This window comes from Pandoraea captiosa (assembly GCF_902459775.1).
GTDB classification, from domain to species: Bacteria; Pseudomonadota; Gammaproteobacteria; order Burkholderiales; family Burkholderiaceae; genus Pandoraea; species Pandoraea captiosa.
In genome coordinates, this window is sequence record NZ_CABPSQ010000008.1 from 166,206 (window position 1) to 184,711 (window position 18,506).

Sequence of the window (18,506 nt, forward strand, 5' to 3'; positions counted from 1 at the left end):
CGGGGTGCGTGAATTTAGGCGAGGTCCTGGGCGAGGGCTCGCCCCGTCTCGAACGTGCGAGCCCGTGCGCCCCCTGCAAGCGCGCTGTCGGATAGAGGGCGTCAGCCCGTGAGGCGCTACGGCAGATCGGCGGCGTGCACGAGAAACACCATGTCGTCGCCCGCGCTCGTGGCGAGCCACGTCATCGGCAGATCCGGGAACGCCGCTTCCACGAAGGGCCGCTCATTGCCGATCTCCACCACGAGCACGCCATCATCCGTCAAATGTTCGCGAGCGCCTGAAATGATGCGGCGAACCACATCCATGCCGTCGTCGCCACCGGCCAGCGCGAGGCGCGGCTCATGACGATACTCCGCCGGCAGCACTTGCATCGACCCTTCGTTGACGTACGGCGGATTGGTGAGGATGACCTCGTAGCGCTTGCCCGACGGGAGCGGGGCGTACAGATCGCCGAGATGCAGGGCGAGACGATCTTCGAGGCCGTAGTCGGCCACATTGATCTTTGCAACGGCGAGTGCGTCCGGCGAGATGTCGACCGCATCGATTTGCGCCGACGGGAACGTCTCGGCAGCCAGAATCGCCAGGCAACCCGAACCCGTGCACAACTCGAGAACGTCGGTAACGGCCTCTGGATGATTCACCCACGGCTGCAATCCGTCTTCGAGCAGTTCGCCGACGAATGAGCGCGGGACGATAACGCGCTCGTCCACGTAAAAGCGATGCCCGTGCATCCACGCTTCGTTCGTAATGTACGACGCCGGAACGCGTTCACCCGCGCGACGATTGATGACCGAGATCACGCGCTCGATTTCGTCGGGCAGCAGGCGAGCGTCGAGAAACGGATCGAGCGTATCGATGGGCAGATGCAGCGTATGCAACAGCAGATAGGCGGCTTCGTCGTATGCGGTGGCCGTGCCATGGCCGAACGCGAGTTCGGCTTGCGTGAAGCGCGACACGGCGTAGCGCAGCAGATCGCGCAACGTCTGGAAAGGGTGGGTCGTCTGAGTCGTCATGTTGGGTTTGCTTCTCACGCCTCAAGCCACCAGACGTGTCAACACGCCACGATAGACATTTTTGAGCGGCTCGATATCGGCCACGGCGATATGCTCGTCGATCTTGTGGATGCTCGCGTTACACGGACCGAACTCGATGACCTGAGGGCAAATGCGCGCGATGAACCGACCGTCCGACGTGCCACCCGTGGTCGACAGTTCCGTTTCCAGCCCGGTTTCCTCGCGAATGGCGCTCGACAGGGCATCCGACAGGTCGCCGCGAGGCGTGAGGAACGGCTGGCCGCTGATCGACCAGTCGAGCGTGTAGGTCAGGCCATGACGGTCAAGCAACGCATGCACGCGTTGCTGGAGCCCGTCGGAGGTGCTGGCCGTCGAGAAACGGAAGTTGAACATCACCGTCAGTTCACCCGGAATGACGTTGGTCGCGCCTGTGCCTGCGTGAATGTTCGAAATCTGCCAGGTGGTGGGCGGGAAGTACTCGTTACCGTCGTCCCATACCGTCTGCGTCAGTTCGGCGAGTGCCGGGGCGAACAGATGAGTGGGGTTCTTTGCGAGATGCGGGTAGGCGATGTGGCCCTGCACGCCCTTGATGACGAGCTTGCCGGACATCGAGCCGCGCCGGCCGTTCTTGACCATGTCGCCCAGGCGCTGGCTGGACGTCGGTTCGCCGACCACGCAGTAATCCAGACGCTCGCCGCGCGCCTGCAGCGCTTCGACGACCTTCACGGTACCGTCAGTCGCGGGCCCTTCTTCGTCGCTGGTCAGCAGGAAGCCGATGGCGCCCGCGTGATCGGGATGTTGGGCAACGAATTCCTCCGAGGCGACGACGAATGCAGCGAGCGACGTCTTCATGTCGGCGGCGCCGCGCCCGTAGAGCATGCCGTCGCGATGCGTCGGTGCAAACGGGTCGGAATGCCATTGCTCGACCGGGCCGGTCGGCACCACGTCGGTGTGGCCTGCAAAGACGAGCAGCTTGCCGTCGGTGCCGCGCGTGCCGCGTTTGACCGCCCACAGGTTGGTCACGCCGTTCGAGGCGATGGTCTCGCACGCGAAGCCGATCGCCGTGAGCCGGCGCGCCAGAATCGCCTGGCAGTCGCGATCTTCGGGCGTCACCGAGTGACGGGCGATCAGTTGCTCGGTAAGCGCCAGCGTGGCGCCTTGGGAGGAAGTCATGAAATCAGAATCGTGAAGCGTAACTGTCGGGCGTGAAGCCCACGGAAACCTTGCCGTCGGCCACCAGCACCGGGCGCTTGATCAGCGACGGGTTTTCGATCATCAGGGTGCGTGCCACCGATTCGTCGGCGGCGGCAGCTTGCTGTTCCGGCGTGAGCTTGCGCCACGTCGTGCCCTTGCGGTTGAGCAGCGTGGCGAGCGGCACCTGAGCGAGCCACGTGCCAAGCAGTGCGTCGTTCACGCCCGCCTTCTTGAAGTCGTGAAAGTCGTACGCCACGCCGTGCTCGTCGAGCCACGTGCGTGCCTTCTTCACGGTATCGCAGTTGGGAATGCCGTACAGCACAGCCGTCATCGCCTGAACTCCTGAAGTCGCCATTGCCAAAACTAAAGCTAAAACCAAAGCCAAAACAAAAGGCGAGGCAAGCACGCCGCCTGACAGGCTGGGGCGCTTGCCTCGCGAGCCGGCGCAGGCTTATTCGCCGCGCAGCAGATCGTTGATGGCGGTCTTGGCGCGCGTTTGCGCGTCGACCTTCTTCACGATCACGGCGCAATAAAGGCTGTACTTGCCGTCCTTCGAGGGCAGGTTGCCCGGCACGACGACCGAACCGGCCGGCACACGACCGTAATGCACTTCGCCGGTCTCACGGTCGTAAATCTTGGTCGACTGCCCCAGATACACGCCCATCGAGATGACCGAATTTTCTTCGACGATCACGCCTTCCACAACTTCCGAGCGCGCGCCGATGAAGCAGTTGTCTTCGATGATGACCGGGTTGGCCTGCAGCGGTTCGAGCACGCCGCCGATGCCCACGCCGCCCGAGAGGTGGACGTTCTTGCCGATCTGGGCGCAAGAGCCGACGGTGGCCCACGTATCGACCATCGTGCCCTCGTCGACGTAAGCACCGATGTTGGTGTACGACGGCATCAGCACGACGTTCTTGCCGATGAACGAGCCGCGACGCGCCACGGCCGGCGGCACCACGCGGAAGCCGCCGCGTGCGAAGTCTTCGGCCGTGTAGTCGGCGAACTTGCTCGGCACCTTGTCGTAGAACTGGCTGAAGCCGCCGGCAGGCATCACGGCGTTGTCTTCCAGACGGAACGACAGCAGCACGGCCTTCTTGATCCACTGGTTCACGATCCACTGGCCGTCCTGCTTCTGGGCGACGCGCAGCGCACCCTTGTCCAGTTCGGCGATGACGTGGGCGACAGCCTCGCGCACTTCGGCGGGGGCGGACTTGGCGGAGATCTCGGTGCGGTTTTCCCAGGCTTGATCGATGGTGGTTTGCAGTTGTTGCGACATGGCGAGAATCAGTTGCAGTTGGAATTAAAGGGATTGGCAGAACTGCACGATGCGCTGGGCGCCTTCGGTGCATTCGTCCACATCGGCGACGAGCGCGATGCGCACATAGTTCTCGGCCGGGTTGGCGCCGTGTGCCGCTCGTCCCAGATACGATCCGGGCAGTACGGCCACATTGTATTGCGCCAGCAACCGGCGCGTGAATTCCGTGTCCGACAGGCCGGTTCGGGCGTCGACCCTCGCCCACAGATAGAAGCCGGCATCGGGCAGACGCACGTCCAGCACTTCGGCGAGCATCGGCGTGACCGTCTGGAATTTCTTGAGGTATTTGCTGCGGTTCAGACGCACGTGAGCCTCGTCGTTCCAGGCGGCAATGCTCGCTGCCTGAACGGCCGGGCTCATGGCGCAGCCATGGTACGTGCGATACAGCAGGAATTTCTTGAGGATGGCGGCGTCGCCGGCGACGAAGCCCGAGCGCATGCCCGGCACGTTCGAACGCTTGGACAGGCTCGAGAATACGACAAGGCGCTCGAAGCCCCGGCCCAACTGGTGCGCCGCAGCCAACCCACCCAGCGGCGGATGTTCTTCGTCGAAGTAGATTTCGGAGTAGCACTCGTCCGAGGCGATGACGAAACCGTATTGGTCCGAGAGCTCGAACAGGCGTTTCCAGTCCGCGAGGCCCAGCACCGCGCCGGTCGGATTGCCGGGCGAGCAAAGGTAGACGAGCTGGACATCGCGCCAGACGTCGGCCGGCACGGCGTCGTAATCCGGTGCGAAATTGCGCGCCGGGTCGCTGTCGGCGTAATACGGAGTGGCCCCGGCAAGCAGCGTGGCGCCTTCGTAGATCTGGTAGAACGGATTCGGGCAGAGCACGCGCGCGCCCGGCTTGCTGCCGTCGACGACCGCCTGTGCGAATGAGAACAGGGCTTCGCGCGACCCGGTGACCGGCAGCACTTCGGTGGCCGGATTCACGTTGGGCAGCGCGTAGCGACGCTCCAGCCAGTGGGCGATGGCCGCGCGCAGCGGTTCACCGCCGGCGGTCGCGGGGTAGTTCGAGAGGCCGCCCAGCCCTTCGATCAGGGCTTCCTTGATGAACTGCGGCGTCGGGTGCTTGGGCTCACCGATACCGAAACTGATGGCCTTGAAACCGCTCGCGGGCGTGACGTCGGCCACGAGCGACTTCAGACGTTCAAACGGGTAGGGCTGGAGCTTGTCGAGTAATGGGTTCACTTGGATTCAAACAGACTCAGGGCTAAGGTTCGCGACGCCGTTCAAGGGCAAATCAAAGGCAAATTCGGGACGTCGGCAAACAAAATCGGGACCGTCCGAGGCCGCGACGGGCGGCTGGGCGAAATCTGAGACGCGCCGGCGCGCTCGGCGACACCGTGCCTGTTCTTGACCATACTCGACGAATCGCAAGCCGGACATAGGCCCGTGCTTATTCGTTTCATCACGCGAAGGGGTTCCCGGACGCGTTCAAGAATGGCAAGATCGGCAAAGCGAAAATTATACCGTTACGGCGCCCACAAAACGCGCCCGCCGCGTAATTCAGCACATTCCGAGGCGCCAATAGGGCAAGTCTGCGGAGTATCTCAGGTTTTTCAGGAGTCAACAGTATGACCGTAGCCGGAAACGGCGCGCCCGGCCCCCAGACGACAGCGTCCGGTGCCGGCACTTCCCTTGGCGCGCGGGCCGCGCCCGCCCTGGCCATTCTCATCGGGTCTTCCGTCTGGGGGCTCGCCTGGTTCCCCTATCGGATGCTCGCCCAGTGGGGCGTAGCCGCGGTCCCGGCGCAGATCTGCACCGCAAGCGTAGCCCTTTTGCTGCTCACGCTCGTATATCGCCGCTCGCTCCGCACCCTGCGCTGGTCCTGGCTGCTCGTCGGCGTTGCGTTTGCCGGGGGCACGACCAATGTGGCGTTCGTGTGGGGTACCACGCACGGGCACGTCATGCGCGTGTTGCTCCTCTTTTACCTCACGCCCGTTTGGACCGCGCTGTTCGCGCACTGGCTGCTGGGCGAGCGCGTGGGGCTTCGGGGCATGGGCCTGATCGCGCTGGCGCTCGGCGGCGCCGGGCTGATGCTCTGGTCACCCGAATTGGGGTGGCCGGTGCCGAACAATCCCGGGGAGTGGGCAGGGGCCATCGCCGGCGCCGCGTTCGCGATGAATAACGTGCTGTTGCGGCGCGTCAGTCAGGCGTTGCCGGACGTTCGTGCCGAAATGCGCAGCTGGACGCTGTATCTCGGCTGCGTCGTCGGCGGGTTTCTGGTGCTGCCGCTCGACGGCGGTGTCGTGACCGGCCAGACGGCTGTCTCGGCGCTGACGTCGAGTGCAGCCACGGCGGCCGTGGCGCTTGCGCTGGGTTGCACCATCGCGTTGACCAACGTCATCGTGCAATTCGGTCTGGCCCGGGTGCCGGCCAATCAGGCGGCGCTCATCATGCTTTTCGAGATCGTCATTGCCGCGATCTCGTCGTGGTGGCTGGCCAGTGAAGGCATGGGAGTGCGTGAAATCGCAGGCGGGCTGTGCATCGTCGCCGCAGGTGTGCTGTCCGGAATTTTGCCCGATTCCGGGCGTTGTAAATCCGCGACGGCGGGGGATGCGATGGTATGATGCGTACCGTCGTTGCATCGCGGTAAGCAACACCGAATTTGCAAGAAAAGCGGCCCGCGCACGCCAGCGTGCCCGGGCCCGACAGGACCAGCTAGCGCGTCTGCGTCTTTCCCATCATTCAATGACCGATAGAGCGAACCTGCCGTGCGTCTGACTTCCATCAAACTCGCTGGCTTCAAATCCTTCGTCGACCCGACGAACTTTGCGGTTCCCGGCCAGTTGGTCGGGATCGTCGGCCCGAACGGGTGCGGCAAATCCAACATCATCGATGCCGTGCGCTGGGTGCTCGGCGAGTCGCGCGCCTCGGAGCTGCGCGGCGAATCGATGCAGGACGTGATCTTCAACGGATCGACCGCCCGCAAGCAGGCGAGCCGCGCGAGCGTCGAACTTGTCTTCGACAACAGCGCCGGGCGTGCCGCCGGGCAGTGGAGCCAGTACGCCGAAATCGCCGTCAAGCGCGTGTTGACGCGCGACGGCACCTCCAGCTACTACATCAATAATCTGCCGGCCCGCCGCCGCGATATTCAGGACATCTTCCTGGGTACCGGCCTCGGGCCGCGTGCCTACGCCATCATCGGGCAGGGCATGATTTCGCGCATCATCGAGGCGAAGCCGGAAGAGTTGCGCGTGTTTCTCGAAGAAGCCGCCGGCGTCTCCAAATACAAGGAACGCCGTCGTGAGACCGAGAACCGTCTTCAGGACACGCGTGAAAACCTGACACGCGTCGAGGACATTCTGCGTGAACTCGGCACGAACCTCGAAAAACTGGAGTCGCAGGCTGTCGTTGCCAATCGATTCAAGGACTTGCAGCGCGACGGCGAAGAAAAGCAGCAACTGCTCTGGTTGCTTCGCAAGAACGAGGCGCAGAACGAACAGGAACGCCAGCAACGCGCGATCGAATCGGCGCAGGTCGATCTCGAAGCGCAGATGGCCCGTCTGCGCGGTTCGGAATCCGATCTCGAAACGCTGCGCGCGGCGCACTACACTGCGACCGACGCCGTGCAGGCCGCGCAAAGCGCGATGTACGAGGCGAATTCGGAAGTCAGCCGTCTCGAAGCGGAGATTCGCTACGTCGTCGAGTCCCGCAATCGCGTGCAGGCGCAACTGGCAGCGCTGACCTCGCAACGCGAGCAGTGGCAGGCCCGCTCGGCGCAGTCGGAAGAGGCCCTGGCGCTCGCGGAAGAAGAACTCATCATCGCGGAAGAGCGTGCCGCGACCGCACAGGATCAGGCGGCCGAGCAGAACGAGGCGCTGCCCGCGCTCGAAGCCGGGTGGCGCGACGCGCAAAACCTGCTCAACGAACAACGTAGCGAGATCGCTCAGGTTGAGCAGAGTCTGAAACTGGAAGCTGCGCATCAACGCAATGCCGATCAGGCCTTGCAGCAGTTGCAGCAGCGTCAGGAGCGCCTGCAGGGCGAAGCGCGCGGGCTCGACAAGCCCGACGAGGCTGAACTCGAGATGCAGCGCGCCGAGCTCGCCGAACATCAGGCCATGCTCGAAGACGCGCAGGCCGAGCTCGCCGACGCGCAGGAACGCTTGCCTCGGCTCGAAGCCGAGCGAGCCGAAGCGCAGGCGCGCGTGCAATCCGAAGCGGCGACCATTGCGCAGCTCGAAGCGCGTCTGGCGGCGCTCAAGCAACTTCAGGAAAGTGTCCAGACGGAGGGCAAGGTTCAGCCGTGGCTCGACAAGCACGAGCTGGGCCAATTGCCGCGTCTGTGGAAAAAGCTGCATATCGAGCCGGGCTGGGAAAACGCGCTCGAATCCGTGCTGCGCGAGCGTCTGGCGGCACTGGAGATCAGCAATCTCGATTGGGTCAAGGCCTTTGCGAGCGATGCGCCACCGGCCAAGCTGGCGTTCTACTCGCCGCCGCCGGCCGCCCGTGCACAGGAAGTTCCGCCTTCGCTGCGTCCGCTGCTGTCGTTGTTGCGCATTGACGATCCTGGCCTGCGTGCCGTATTGCAGGAATGGCTGGGTCAGACCTTCGTTGCCGACGATCTGGCGCAAGCGATGGTCGCGCGTGCGCAGTTGCCCGAAGGCGCGTCGATCGTCGTCAAGGCGGGCCATCAGGTCACGCGCGTTGGCGTGCAACTGTATGCTGCCGATTCCGAGCAAGCCGGTTTGCTCGCCCGCCAGCAGGAAATCGAGAATCTGGGCAAGCAGCTTCGCGCACAGGCGTTGCTCTCGGACGAGGCCAAGTCGGCTGCGGTTCGTGCCGAAGCGGCCTACAGCCAGGCCGCACAGTCGCTGACGGAAGTGCGCGGCCGTGCCGAGCGCGCCACGCAACGTGTGCATGCGTTGCAAATGGACGTGCTCAAGCTCACGCAAGCCCACGAGCGCTACAACGCTCGTAGCACGCAGATCGACGAGGAACTGCGTGAAATCGCAGCGCAAATCGAAGAGCAGCTGGCCATGCGCGCCGAATCGGAGGCCAACTTCGAGCAGAGCGATGCGCGTCTGGCCGAGTTGCAGGCGACGTTCGAAGACGGCCAGCTCGAATTTGAATCGCTCGACAGCCAGTTGTCCGATGCGCGCAACCGCGCACGTGAGCTTGAACGTCTGGCGCAAGAAGCGGCGTTTGGCCAGAAAGGCATTGCGAACCGGATCGACGAGCATCGCCGCAACATTCAGACTGCGCTGGAACAGGCGGAACGTCTGGTCGTCTCCATCGAGCAGGCGCAGGCCGAACTGGCGCAGATCACGGAACAGACGGCGGAAAACGGTTTGCAGGATGCGCTCGAATTGCGCGCCGAAAAGGAAGAGATTCTGGGCGCCGCGCGTATCGAGCTCGATGCCCTGACGCAGAAGCTGCGCCAGAGCGACGAGGAGCGTCTGGCCGCAGAGCGCGGCCTGCAGCCGCTGCGCGATCGCATCACCGAATTGCAGTTGAAGGAGCAGGCGGCGCGCCTGAACCGTGAGCAGTTCGTCGAGCAGCTCACGGCTGCCGAGGTCGACGAAGCGGCGCTCAGCGAGAAGCTCACGCCGGACATGAAGCCGTCGTACCTGCAGGGGGAAGTGACCCGCATCAACAACGCGATCAACGCGCTTGGCCCGGTCAATATGGCGGCGCTGGAAGAGTTGGAGACGGCGCGCGAGCGCAAGGTCTTCCTCGATGCGCAATCCGCCGATCTGAACGACGCAATCGAAACGCTCGAAGGCGCCATCCGCAAGATCGACGAAGAAACGCGTGTACTGCTCCAGGGCACGTTCGACGAAGTGAACAAGCATTTCGGCGAACTGTTCCCGATGCTGTTCGGCGGCGGACAGGCGAAGCTCATCATGACCGGCGACGAAATTCTCGATGCCGGTGTGCAGGTCATGGCGCAACCGCCGGGCAAGAAGAACTCCACCATTCATTTGTTGTCTGGTGGAGAGAAGGCGCTCACCGCCATTGCGCTGGTGTTCGGTATGTTTCAGCTCAACCCCGCGCCGTTCTGTCTGCTCGACGAGGTGGACGCGCCGCTCGACGATGCGAACACCGAGCGTTACGCCAAGATGGTGGCGCGCATGTCGGACCGTACCCAATTCGTATTTATTTCGCACAACAAAATCGCGATGGAAATGGCCAATCAGCTCATCGGCGTCACCATGCAGGAACAAGGGGTGTCGCGGATCGTGGCGGTGGACATGGAGTCTGCGATCAATCTGGCCGAGATCGCCTGACCCCGCGCCCACGATGGAGAAGAGAGAGGAACGCCGCGCATGAATGAACTGCAGCTGAGCTTGATTGCCGCAGGGGTAGTGGTACTGCTGGGAGTAGTGGCTTATAACGCCTGGCAGGGCAGCAAGGCACGCGCGCGCATACCGCGCCGCATGCCGGTCGATGGCGCCGGTATCGACGCGACCGCCGGCACGCCCGACGCCGATGACGACCGCCCGTTCATCGAACCTACGCTTTCGCCGCCGCGCGTGCCCGCGCAGTCGGGAGAACGTCGTGAGCCGACGCTCGGACCGGCGTCGTCGGGCACGTCGGGAACGTCGGTACAGGACGCCTTTGCAATCAACGAAGACGCATGGGATGCGCCGCCGGCAGCGCGCAAGCGCGCGGCTCAGGAAGCCGCCGCGCGGGCGGCAGCCGAAGGCGCCGACGCCGATGCGGCTGAAGTCGCCACGGCGCCTCGCGACGAGACGGGCGAGGAGCACGCACACCAAGCCCGCGATTTGCAGGACACCGCAACGGCAAGCGCCGTTGCGCGAGTAGACGCCGAACTGGCCGCCGACGACACGGTGGATGCCGCCACGGCAGGCGCTGCCGCAGCGGCCGCCGGGGCGCCCGATTTGGAGAGCGCGACGCCGAAGGCCGACGGTGTGCCGGCCGCTGGGGCGCAGGCATCGACGTCGGTCGCCTCGGCAGCTGCCGTCGAGTCAGTTGCCACCCCACCGGTGGCTGCGGCGCGACCTGCGGTGCCGAGCGGCCCGCCGCCGGTCATCGACGAGCGTATCGACTGTATCGTCGAAATGCCGTTGGCCAATATGGTGGCAGCGGAGCGGCTGATGCCGCTGACCGTGCGTATGCGTCGCGCGGGCAGCAAGCCCGTGAACGTGGAGGGGCGTCTGGATGAACACTCGTCCTGGGAGCCGATTCGCACGGGCGGACGTTATCAACAACTGCGCATGGCCGTGCAACTGGCCAATCGTGCCGGTGCGCTCAACGAAGTCGAGTTCTCGGAGTTTTCGAATCTCGTGCAAACGCTGGCCGATGCCGTCGACGCTTTGCCGGAGTTGCCCGACATGATGGAGACGGTCGCCCGCGGTCGCGAGCTCGATGCCTTCGCTGCACAGTGCGACGCCCAGTTGTCGGTCAACGTGCTGTCGGACGGTGCGCCATGGTCGGCCAACTACGTTCAGGCGGTTGCCACGCAAGACGGTCTGCTGCTCTCTCGCGACGGTATGCGTTTCGTCAAACTCGATGCGCGTCAGAACCCGGTGTTCATGCTGCAGTTCGGCGACACCAACTTCCTGCGCGACGATTTGACGTACAAGGGCGGCGATCTTATCACCATGCTGCTCGATGTGCCGGTCGCTGACGAAGACCTTTTGCCGTTCCGTCTGATGTGCGACTACGCGCGTTCGATCGGACAGCGAATCGGTGGTCGTGTGGTGGACGATCAACGCCGCCCGCTTTCCGATGCTGCATTGCAAAACGTCGACAAGCAGTTGCTCAAGCTTTACGAACGCCTTGAGGCACGGGGCCTGCCCGCCGGTTCGCCGGTCACGCGTCGCCTGTTCAGCCAGTAAATTCAAGGCAGTGCGCGGCACCGGGCAGTATCGGGTCGGCCGCGTTCGATGCACGCCGTTCACCGTCGGGTGAGCGGCGTTTTTGTTCCGATTGATTACGCCTATCGACGGCGCGCAGACGCGCACGTCGAAGGCATAATGTTCTGACTTCTCGTATCCCGAGTCTTGCACGCATGTCCCAAACTTCCGTTCCGGGTCAGGGCGCGAACGCCCATACGGCGGCCGACGCTACGGCCGCTGCACAACGCGCCGCAGAGCTGCGCATCGAACTGGCGCGTCACAATCGCGCCTATTACGAAGACGACGCGCCGCTGATTCCCGATGCCGAATACGACCGCCTGTTCGGCGAGCTCGTCGCGCTGGAAAATGACTTCCCCGAATTGCAGCGTCCGGACTCGCCGACGCAGCGCGTAGGGGGCAAACCCGTCGAGGGTTTCGCGCCTGTGGTTCACCGCGTGCCGATGCTCTCACTCAACAATGGCTTCGAAGACGAGGATGTCGAGGCGTTCGATCGCCGCGTGTCCGACGGGCTGCGCGATGCGACGCGCGCCGCCGCGCCGTCCGACGATCTGTTCGGACCCCAGGATGCGCCGGTCGAGTACGCTGCCGAGCTGAAGTTCGATGGGCTGGCAATCGCGTTGCGCTATGAGCAGGGGGTACTGGTGCAGGCCGCGACACGAGGCGATGGCACGACGGGGGAAGACGTTACGGCCAACATCCGGACCATCAAGAAGATTCCGCTGAAGCTCAGGTCGGACAATCCGCCCGACGTGCTGGAGGTGCGTGGGGAGGTGTTAATGTTCCGCGCCGACTTCGACAAGCTGAATCAGGCGCAGGAGGCGGCCGGCGAAAAGGTGTTCGTCAATCCGCGCAATGCGGCGGCGGGGAGCTTGCGACAGCTCGACTCCAAGATCACGGCTAAGCGCCCGCTGTCGTTCTTCGCCTATGGCGTAGGGGAGCTTGTTGGCGTGCCGATGCCCGAGACACATTCGGCGTTGCTCGACTGGTATGTCACGCTCGGCATTCCGGTGAACGACCGACGCGAAGTCGTGAAAGGGGCGGCGGGACTGCTGAAGTTCTATCGCGAAGTCGGCGAAGCACGGGTATCGCTGCCCTATGACATCGACGGTGTGGTCTACAAGGTCAATCGTCGCGACGAGCAGGATCGGCTCGGCTTCGTTTCGCGAGCGCCGCGCTTTGCCCTGGCGCACAAATTTCCGGCGCAAGAAGCGTTGACTACGCTGCTCGATATCGAGGTGCAGGTCGGGCGCACGGGAGCGATCACCCCGGTAGCCCGCCTGGCGCCGGTGTTTGTCGGCGGCGCAACGGTGACCAACGCCACGTTGCATAACGAGGACGAGATTCGCCGCAAGGACGTGATGATTGGCGATACCGTCATTGTGCGTCGAGCCGGTGACGTGATTCCCGAGGTCGTCGGGTCCGTGCTGGATCGTCGTCCGGCCGATGCCCGGGCTTTCGTCATGCCGGCGGCGTGTCCGGTGTGCGGGTCCGCCATCGAGAAATTGCCGGACGAGGCGATTGCCCGTTGCACGGGCGGATTGATTTGCGCGGCACAGCGCAAACAGGCGTTACTGCACTTCGCGCAACGGCGTGCGCTCGATATCGAGGGACTGGGCGACAAGTTGGTCGAACAACTCGTCGATCAGCAGATTATTCGGACGCCCGCAGATTTGTTCAAATTGGGCGTAGCGAAGCTGGCGGCACTCGACCGGATGGCGGACAAGTCGGCGACCAATCTCGTCGCCGCGCTGGACAAGGCACGTCATACGACGCTCGCACGCTTTATCTTCGCGCTGGGTATTCGTCATGTGGGCGAAGCGACGGCGAAGGATCTGGCGCGGCACTTCGGCAAGCTCGACAACCTGATCGGGGTGTGCAAACGTGACTCCGATCTGGCGGAACTGCTTGCGGTTCCGGACGTCGGACCCATTGTGGCCGAGTCGATCAACAATTTCTTCTGCGAAGATCATAATGTCGAAGTGATCGAGCAACTGCGTGCCGCCGGTGTCACATGGCCGGAGTCCGAGCCTGCCGCTGCAGCGCCGCTGCCGCTGGCGGGCAAAACGTTTGTGCTGACCGGCACGTTGCCGACACTGTCTCGCGACGAGGCGAAGGCCATGCTCGAAGCGCAGGGAGCAAAGGTTGCCGGCTCCGTTTCTGCAAAAACCGACTATGTCGTGGCGGGCGCGGAGGCGGGCAGCAAGTTGGCGAAGGCAGAGGCACTGGGCGTGCCGGTGCTCGACGAGGACGCTATGCGCGCGATGTTGGCCGCGCTTTGATGTGAGGACCCAACCCATGATTCGCGACATTCTGAAGATGGGCGATCCGCGCTTGCTGCGCATCGCCAAACCCGTCGAACAATTCAATACGCCTGAGCTCGACGAGCTCATCGCCGATATGTTCGAGACCATGAAGCACGCCAACGGCGCCGGGCTCGCCGCGCCCCAGATCGGTGTCGATCTGCAAGTGGTGATCTTCGGTTTCGAGCACAACGAGCGCTATCCGGACGCACCGGAAGTGCCCGAAACGGTGCTCATCAACCCGACGATCACGCCGCTTACGCAGGACATGGAGGAGGGCTGGGAGGGTTGCCTGTCCGTGCCCGGACTTCGCGGTGTGGTCAATCGCTATTCCATGCTGCGTTATGAAGGTTTCGATCAGCATGGGCACGCGATCGATCGCGTGGCGGAAGGGTTCCACGCGCGCGTGGTGCAGCATGAGTGCGATCACCTGATCGGCAAGTTGTATCCGATGCGCATTACCGATTTCAGCAAGTTCGGATTTACCGAGATCCTGTTCCCGGGACTTGACCCGAACAGCGACGATTGATCGTGCTGTCCCGAGCTTGGCTGACCGTGATGCGGCGCCTGGCCGTTCGATGAAAAAAAGCCCGCCTGAATGGCGGGCTTTCTCGTTGCATCGGCGCCGGACGTCTGTGCGCCAGTGCCTTAAGTCGGGGGAGGGATCAGAAGCCTTCGCCCGCACGCAGGTAGCGCCATTCGCCCACGGGAAGATTGCCAAGCGTAATGCGCCCCATGCGCACGCGCTTGAGGCCGGTCACGTGCAAGCCGACCAGTTCGCACATGCGGCGAATCTGGCGCTTCTTGCCTTCCTTGAGGACAAAGCGCAGTTGCTCCGGGTTCTGCCAGTCGACCTGGGCAGGCTTGAGCGGCTGATCGTCAAGTTCGAGGCCGTGGCGAAGCAATGCGAGACGATCCTCCGGGAAGTGAGCTTGCACGTTTTGCGTATGCTCGTTGTACGAGACGCGAACGAGGTACTCCTTCTCGATATCCGAATCTTCGCCAATCAGTTGCTTGGCAATGCGACCGTCCTGGGTCAGCACGAGCAGGCCGGTCGAATCGATGTCGAGGCGTCCTGCGGGGGCGAGACTGCGCAGATGCGACGGTGAAAAACGTACACCGGCATCGTCTTCGGCCCAATGGTGCTCGCTGGTGACGAGCACGACGGCGGGGTCGTAGCCGTCTTCTGCTTGCCCGGAAACATAGCCGACGGGCTTGTGCAGCAAGATGGTGACGCGATTGGCCTGTTCCTTTTGCGCGGCCTGGACGACGGTAATTTCCTGCGTCGGCAGAATCTTTGTGCCGAGTTCCTTCACGACCTTGCCGTCAACACGGACCCAGCCCTTGGCGATCCATTCGTCTGCCTCGCGACGCGAGCAGAGGCCAAGTTCCGACATGCGCTTGGACAGGCGAAGGGATCCTGCGGCGTCGTGATGAATCTTGATGTCGTCATCATCGTCGCGCTCCACGCGCGGTGCGCGAACCGAGCGGGTGGCGCGCTTCGCCTGATTGTCACGGTCATCGAAATCTCGCTTTGCCGGACGCGCGAAATCGCCACGTGCCCCGCCTTCGGTATTGCGACGCGGACGGTCTTCGTCAAAGCGACGCGGAGCGCGGTTGTCGAAGTCGCGCTTCACAGGACGCGCGAAATCGCCACGTGCCCCGCCTTCGGTATTGCGACGCGGACGGTCTTCGTCAAAGCGACGCGGAGCGCGGTTGTCGAAGTCGCGCTTTACGGGGCGTGCGAAGTCGCCACGTGCCCCGCCTTCGGTATTGCGGCGTGGACGGTCTTCGTCAAAGCGACGCGGTGCGCGGTTGTCGAAGTCACGCTTCACGGGACGCGCGAAATCGCCACGTGCCCCGCCTTCGGTATTGCGGCGTGGACGGTCTTCATCGAAGCGGGCAGGGCGCGCGCCGGCAACGCGTTCACGCTGACCGCGGGCGGGTGGGCGCTCTCCCACCGACCGCTTCTCGTAGGGGGCGCCGCCACCCACCGGCTTGCGCGGCGCCGCACCGCTACCGGAAGGGCGGCGGGGACCACCCGGCGTTGCGGCATCATCTGCCGGACGTGGACGCGCCGGCTTGCCGGAGGGCTTCTTCTTCGCGCCGCTAGCGTCGAGCATCGACGCGGGCACCGACTTGGTCGGCCGACGCAGCGCGCCAGCCGAGCGCACGGGCGCGCGAGTCTTGTCGAGGGTACGGGGGTGTTTGGCGCTCAGTTTGGCGCGCGGGGTATCGCTCATGGTTCCAATGCTTCGAGTAATTCGGTCTCAACGGCAATTTGCAGGCGGTTGTCCTGCAAGCGGCTGCCGTCGAGCAGGAACGTGTCTTCGACACGTTCGCCGAGGGTATTGATGCGGGCGGTTCGCACGCTCACGCCGTGACGCGCAAGCACGCGTGCGACCGCGTAAAGCAAACCGGTGCGGTCGTTGGCCGACACCGACAGCAGGTAATACTGGCCACGCTCGTCCGGACGCAGGTCAACACGAGGTGTCACCGGGAAGCTGCGCGAGCGCCGTGGCAGGCGGCCTTTGCTCGGCTCCGCCAGGGGTTCCGCGCGCGTGAGCAGCGACACCAGTTCGCTTTCCACCAGGTTGATGATGTCTCGATAACTGGTGTCCAGTCCGGGGTCGGTCAGCAGAAAGCTGTCGAGCGCAAAACCCTGACTGGTGGTGTGCACCTTGGCGTCGAGAATCGACAGCCCCTTGCGCTCGAAGTAGCCGCAAATGCGCGCGAACAAATCGACCTGATCGCGAACATAGACGAGCACTTGCAAGCCTTCACCGATCGGCGAGGGACGCGCCTTGACGATCGGTGAGGCGCTATCGACATGACGCCACAGATGACGCGTCTGCCAGGCAACGTCCGCAGGATCGTTGCGCAGGAAATACGCCACGTCCAGGGTGTTCCAGAGTGCCTCCTGGGCGCGCTCCGGAACGGTGTACAACCGCAAGAGCCCGAGTGCTTCCTCTTTGCGGGTTTTCAATTGCGAATGCGGATCCGGGCTGGCGCCTCCGAGCACTTGCAGCGTGACGCGGTAAAGATCCTCGAGCAACTTGCCCTTCCAGGCGTTCCACACCTTGGGGCTCGTGCCGCGAATGTCGGCCACGGTCAGAAGATACAGTGCCGTCAGACGTCGCTCGTTCTCGACCTTGTCCGCAAAACGGCGGATGACCTCCGGGTCCGTGGTGTCCTGCTTCTGCGCGACAGTACTCATCGTCAGATGCTCGCCCACCAGCCAGACGATCAGTTCCGTATCCTCTCTTGCGATGCCGTGACGCACGCAGAACGTGCGCGCGTCCACCATGCCGAGCGTCGAGTGGTCGCCGCCGCGTCCTTTCGCGATGTCATGGAAAAGCGCGGCGATCGTCAGCACCCATGGCCTGTCGAAGTTGGCGATCAACTGGCTGCAAAACGGATATTCGTGCGTATGTTCGGCCACGGCAAAGCGGCGGATGTTGCGCACGACCATCAAAATATGCTGATCGACGGTGTAGACGTGGTAAAGATCGTGCTGCATCTGACCAACGACGCGGCGGAAGTTGATCAGATAGCGTCCCAGTACACTTGTCTGATTCATCAGACGCAGCGCATGCGTAATGCCCTGCGGTTGCTGAAGAATCTCTAGGAACGTGCGACGGTTTTGCGGGTCGGAACGCCACTGCGCATTCATCAGCTCGCGGGCGTTGTACAGCGCGCGGAGTGTGCGCGCAGACAGGCCTTTCACACCGACGACCTGCTCGTACAGCAGGAACGTTTCGAGGATCGCATTCGGGTGACGCTCGTAAAGCTCGTCGTCCACGATCTCGATCATTCCCTGCTTTTCAACAAAGCGCTCGTTGATGACGCGCGTCACGCCACTGGTCTGCGGGAACAGCCGTGCTTCGACATTCAGCAACAACACCGTATTCAACTGTGAGACCGCTTTCGCTGCCCAGTAGTAACGTCGCATGAGCTGTTCGCTCGCGCGCTTGGTCGTCGTGGCGTTGAATCCGAGGCTTTGCGCAAGTGCCGTCTGAAGGTCGAAAACGAGCACATCCTGACGACGTCGCGCCAACAGGTGCAATCGCGCGCGCAGACCCTTCAGGAATTGCTCGTTGCGACGCAACTCCTTGAGTTCTCGATCGGTCAGCAGGTCGCGTGCGGACAATTCGGCCCAACTGTTGCCAAGACCTGCGGCCTTGGTCATCCACAGAATGACCTGCAAGTCGCGCAACCCGCCCGGACTTTCCTTGCAATTCGGCTCCAGACTGTAGGGGGTGTCCTGATACTTCGCGTGGCGCTGGCGAATCTCGAGTTGCTTGCTGCGGAAAAAGGCGAGCGGGTCCAGATCCGCGGAAAAGCGCTGCTGGAACGCCTGGAAGAGCGCTTCGTTTCCCGTGAGCAGGCGCGCTTCTAGCAGGCTGGTTTGCACCGTGATGTCCGCGTGTGCCTCCGAAATACACTCGTCGACGGTGCGCACCGACGAGCCGATTTCAAGGCCGATATCCCACAGAAATCCGATGAAGGGCTCGACGTGCGACGTCAGCGCGTCGCCGTCGGCGTTTTGATGCAACAGCAGGATGTCGACGTCCGAATAGGGATACAACTCGCCCCGACCGTACCCACCTACCGCCACCAGTGCAAAGTCGTCCGGCATCCGGCACTCGGCCCACGCGTCTTTCATGGACTGGTCGACGGCGTGACACAGGCCATGCAGAAGGGTGTCGATCTTGCCATGCGCGGTAAAGCGCTCGACGAGTTCGGCCTTGCGGTCCTTGAGGGCCTGACGTAGCGGAGACGGGGCGTGTGCACGTGCGTGCATGGCGGTTTCCAGGATAGGGTTGGACGAGTCAGGCCGGTACGGCCGGGTGCC

12 protein-coding genes are annotated in these 18,506 nt (G+C 63.4%); 5 read left to right on the top strand and 7 right to left on the bottom strand.

Annotated features, from left to right (window positions below; translation table 11 throughout):
* Positions 1-116: 116 nt before the first annotated feature.
* The 5 genes from prmB to dapC all read right to left on the bottom strand — a co-directional run bounded on the left by prmB (position 117) and on the right by dapC (position 4,713).
* Positions 117-1,013, bottom strand: coding sequence for a 50S ribosomal protein L3 N(5)-glutamine methyltransferase (prmB, locus tag PCA31118_RS19315; protein WP_150626696.1), 897 nt, complete (start codon positions 1,011-1,013; stop codon positions 117-119).
* A gap of 21 nt (positions 1,014-1,034) precedes the next feature.
* A complete protein-coding gene (gene dapE, locus PCA31118_RS19320; RefSeq protein ID WP_150626697.1) occupies positions 1,035-2,186 on the bottom strand; it encodes a succinyl-diaminopimelate desuccinylase in 1,152 nt (383 codons plus the stop codon).
* A gap of 4 nt (positions 2,187-2,190) precedes the next feature.
* A complete protein-coding gene (locus tag PCA31118_RS19325) occupies positions 2,191-2,538 on the bottom strand; it encodes an ArsC family reductase (RefSeq protein WP_150626698.1) in 348 nt (115 codons plus the stop codon).
* A gap of 120 nt (positions 2,539-2,658) precedes the next feature.
* A complete protein-coding gene (gene dapD, locus PCA31118_RS19330; RefSeq protein WP_150626699.1) occupies positions 2,659-3,486 on the bottom strand; it encodes a 2,3,4,5-tetrahydropyridine-2,6-dicarboxylate N-succinyltransferase in 828 nt (275 codons plus the stop codon).
* A gap of 24 nt (positions 3,487-3,510) precedes the next feature.
* Positions 3,511-4,713 (bottom strand): succinyldiaminopimelate transaminase, encoded by a 1,203-nt coding sequence (gene dapC, locus PCA31118_RS19335; RefSeq protein WP_150626700.1) that lies wholly within the window; start codon positions 4,711-4,713, stop codon positions 3,511-3,513.
* Between the two features lie 386 nt (positions 4,714-5,099).
* On the opposite strand from dapC, the gene PCA31118_RS19340 reads away from it, so the two are divergent.
* The 5 genes from PCA31118_RS19340 (at position 5,100) to def (ending at position 14,180) form a co-directional block, all read left to right on the top strand.
* Positions 5,100-6,095: a DMT family transporter gene (locus tag PCA31118_RS19340; RefSeq protein WP_150626701.1), complete on the top strand. Its 996-nt coding sequence runs from the start codon at positions 5,100-5,102 to the stop codon at positions 6,093-6,095.
* A 144-nt stretch (positions 6,096-6,239) separates the two neighbouring features.
* Positions 6,240-9,755, top strand: coding sequence for a chromosome segregation protein SMC (gene smc, locus PCA31118_RS19345; protein WP_150626702.1), 3,516 nt, complete (start codon positions 6,240-6,242; stop codon positions 9,753-9,755).
* 39 nt (positions 9,756-9,794) lie between these two features.
* Entirely contained in the window at positions 9,795-11,330 is a 1,536-nt protein-coding gene (locus PCA31118_RS19350; RefSeq protein WP_246190317.1) for a cell division protein ZipA C-terminal FtsZ-binding domain-containing protein, read from the top strand.
* Positions 11,331-11,503: 173 nt separating this feature from the next.
* Positions 11,504-13,630: an NAD-dependent DNA ligase LigA gene (gene ligA, locus PCA31118_RS19355; RefSeq protein ID WP_150626703.1), complete on the top strand. Its 2,127-nt coding sequence runs from the start codon at positions 11,504-11,506 to the stop codon at positions 13,628-13,630.
* A 16-nt stretch (positions 13,631-13,646) separates the two neighbouring features.
* On the top strand, positions 13,647-14,180 hold the full coding sequence (gene def / locus PCA31118_RS19360) for a peptide deformylase (protein WP_150626704.1): 534 nt from the start codon (positions 13,647-13,649) through the stop codon (positions 14,178-14,180).
* Between the two features lie 136 nt (positions 14,181-14,316).
* Here the strand turns inward: def and PCA31118_RS19365 are convergent, their stop codons facing one another.
* Positions 14,317-15,894, bottom strand: coding sequence for a pseudouridine synthase (locus tag PCA31118_RS19365; protein WP_150626705.1), 1,578 nt, complete (start codon positions 15,892-15,894; stop codon positions 14,317-14,319).
* Positions 15,891-18,455, bottom strand: coding sequence for a [protein-PII] uridylyltransferase (locus PCA31118_RS19370; RefSeq protein WP_150626706.1), 2,565 nt, complete (start codon positions 18,453-18,455; stop codon positions 15,891-15,893). Before PCA31118_RS19370 ends, PCA31118_RS19365 begins: the two co-directional genes overlap by 4 nt.
* Positions 18,456-18,506: the final 51 nt, after the last annotated feature.

What these genes read in the sequence shown, in the direction of transcription:
- prmB (WP_150626696.1), bottom strand. Translation starts at nt 1,013, where the DNA reads ATGACGACTCAGACGACCCACCCTTTCCAGACGTTGCGCGATCTGCTG.
- dapE (WP_150626697.1), bottom strand. Translation starts at nt 2,186, where the DNA reads ATGACTTCCTCCCAAGGCGCCACGCTGGCGCTTACCGAGCAACTGATC.
- PCA31118_RS19325 (WP_150626698.1), bottom strand. Translation starts at nt 2,538, where the DNA reads ATGACGGCTGTGCTGTACGGCATTCCCAACTGCGATACCGTGAAGAAG.
- dapD (WP_150626699.1), bottom strand. Translation starts at nt 3,486, where the DNA reads ATGTCGCAACAACTGCAAACCACCATCGATCAAGCCTGGGAAAACCGC.
- PCA31118_RS19340 (WP_150626701.1), top strand. Translation starts at nt 5,100, where the DNA reads ATGACCGTAGCCGGAAACGGCGCGCCCGGCCCCCAGACGACAGCGTCC.
- PCA31118_RS19350 (WP_246190317.1), top strand. Translation starts at nt 9,795, where the DNA reads ATGAATGAACTGCAGCTGAGCTTGATTGCCGCAGGGGTAGTGGTACTG.
- ligA (WP_150626703.1), top strand. Translation starts at nt 11,504, where the DNA reads ATGTCCCAAACTTCCGTTCCGGGTCAGGGCGCGAACGCCCATACGGCG.
- def (WP_150626704.1), top strand. Translation starts at nt 13,647, where the DNA reads ATGATTCGCGACATTCTGAAGATGGGCGATCCGCGCTTGCTGCGCATC.
- PCA31118_RS19365 (WP_150626705.1), bottom strand. Translation starts at nt 15,894, where the DNA reads ATGAGCGATACCCCGCGCGCCAAACTGAGCGCCAAACACCCCCGTACC.
- PCA31118_RS19370 (WP_150626706.1), bottom strand. Translation starts at nt 18,455, where the DNA reads ATGCACGCACGTGCACACGCCCCGTCTCCGCTACGTCAGGCCCTCAAG.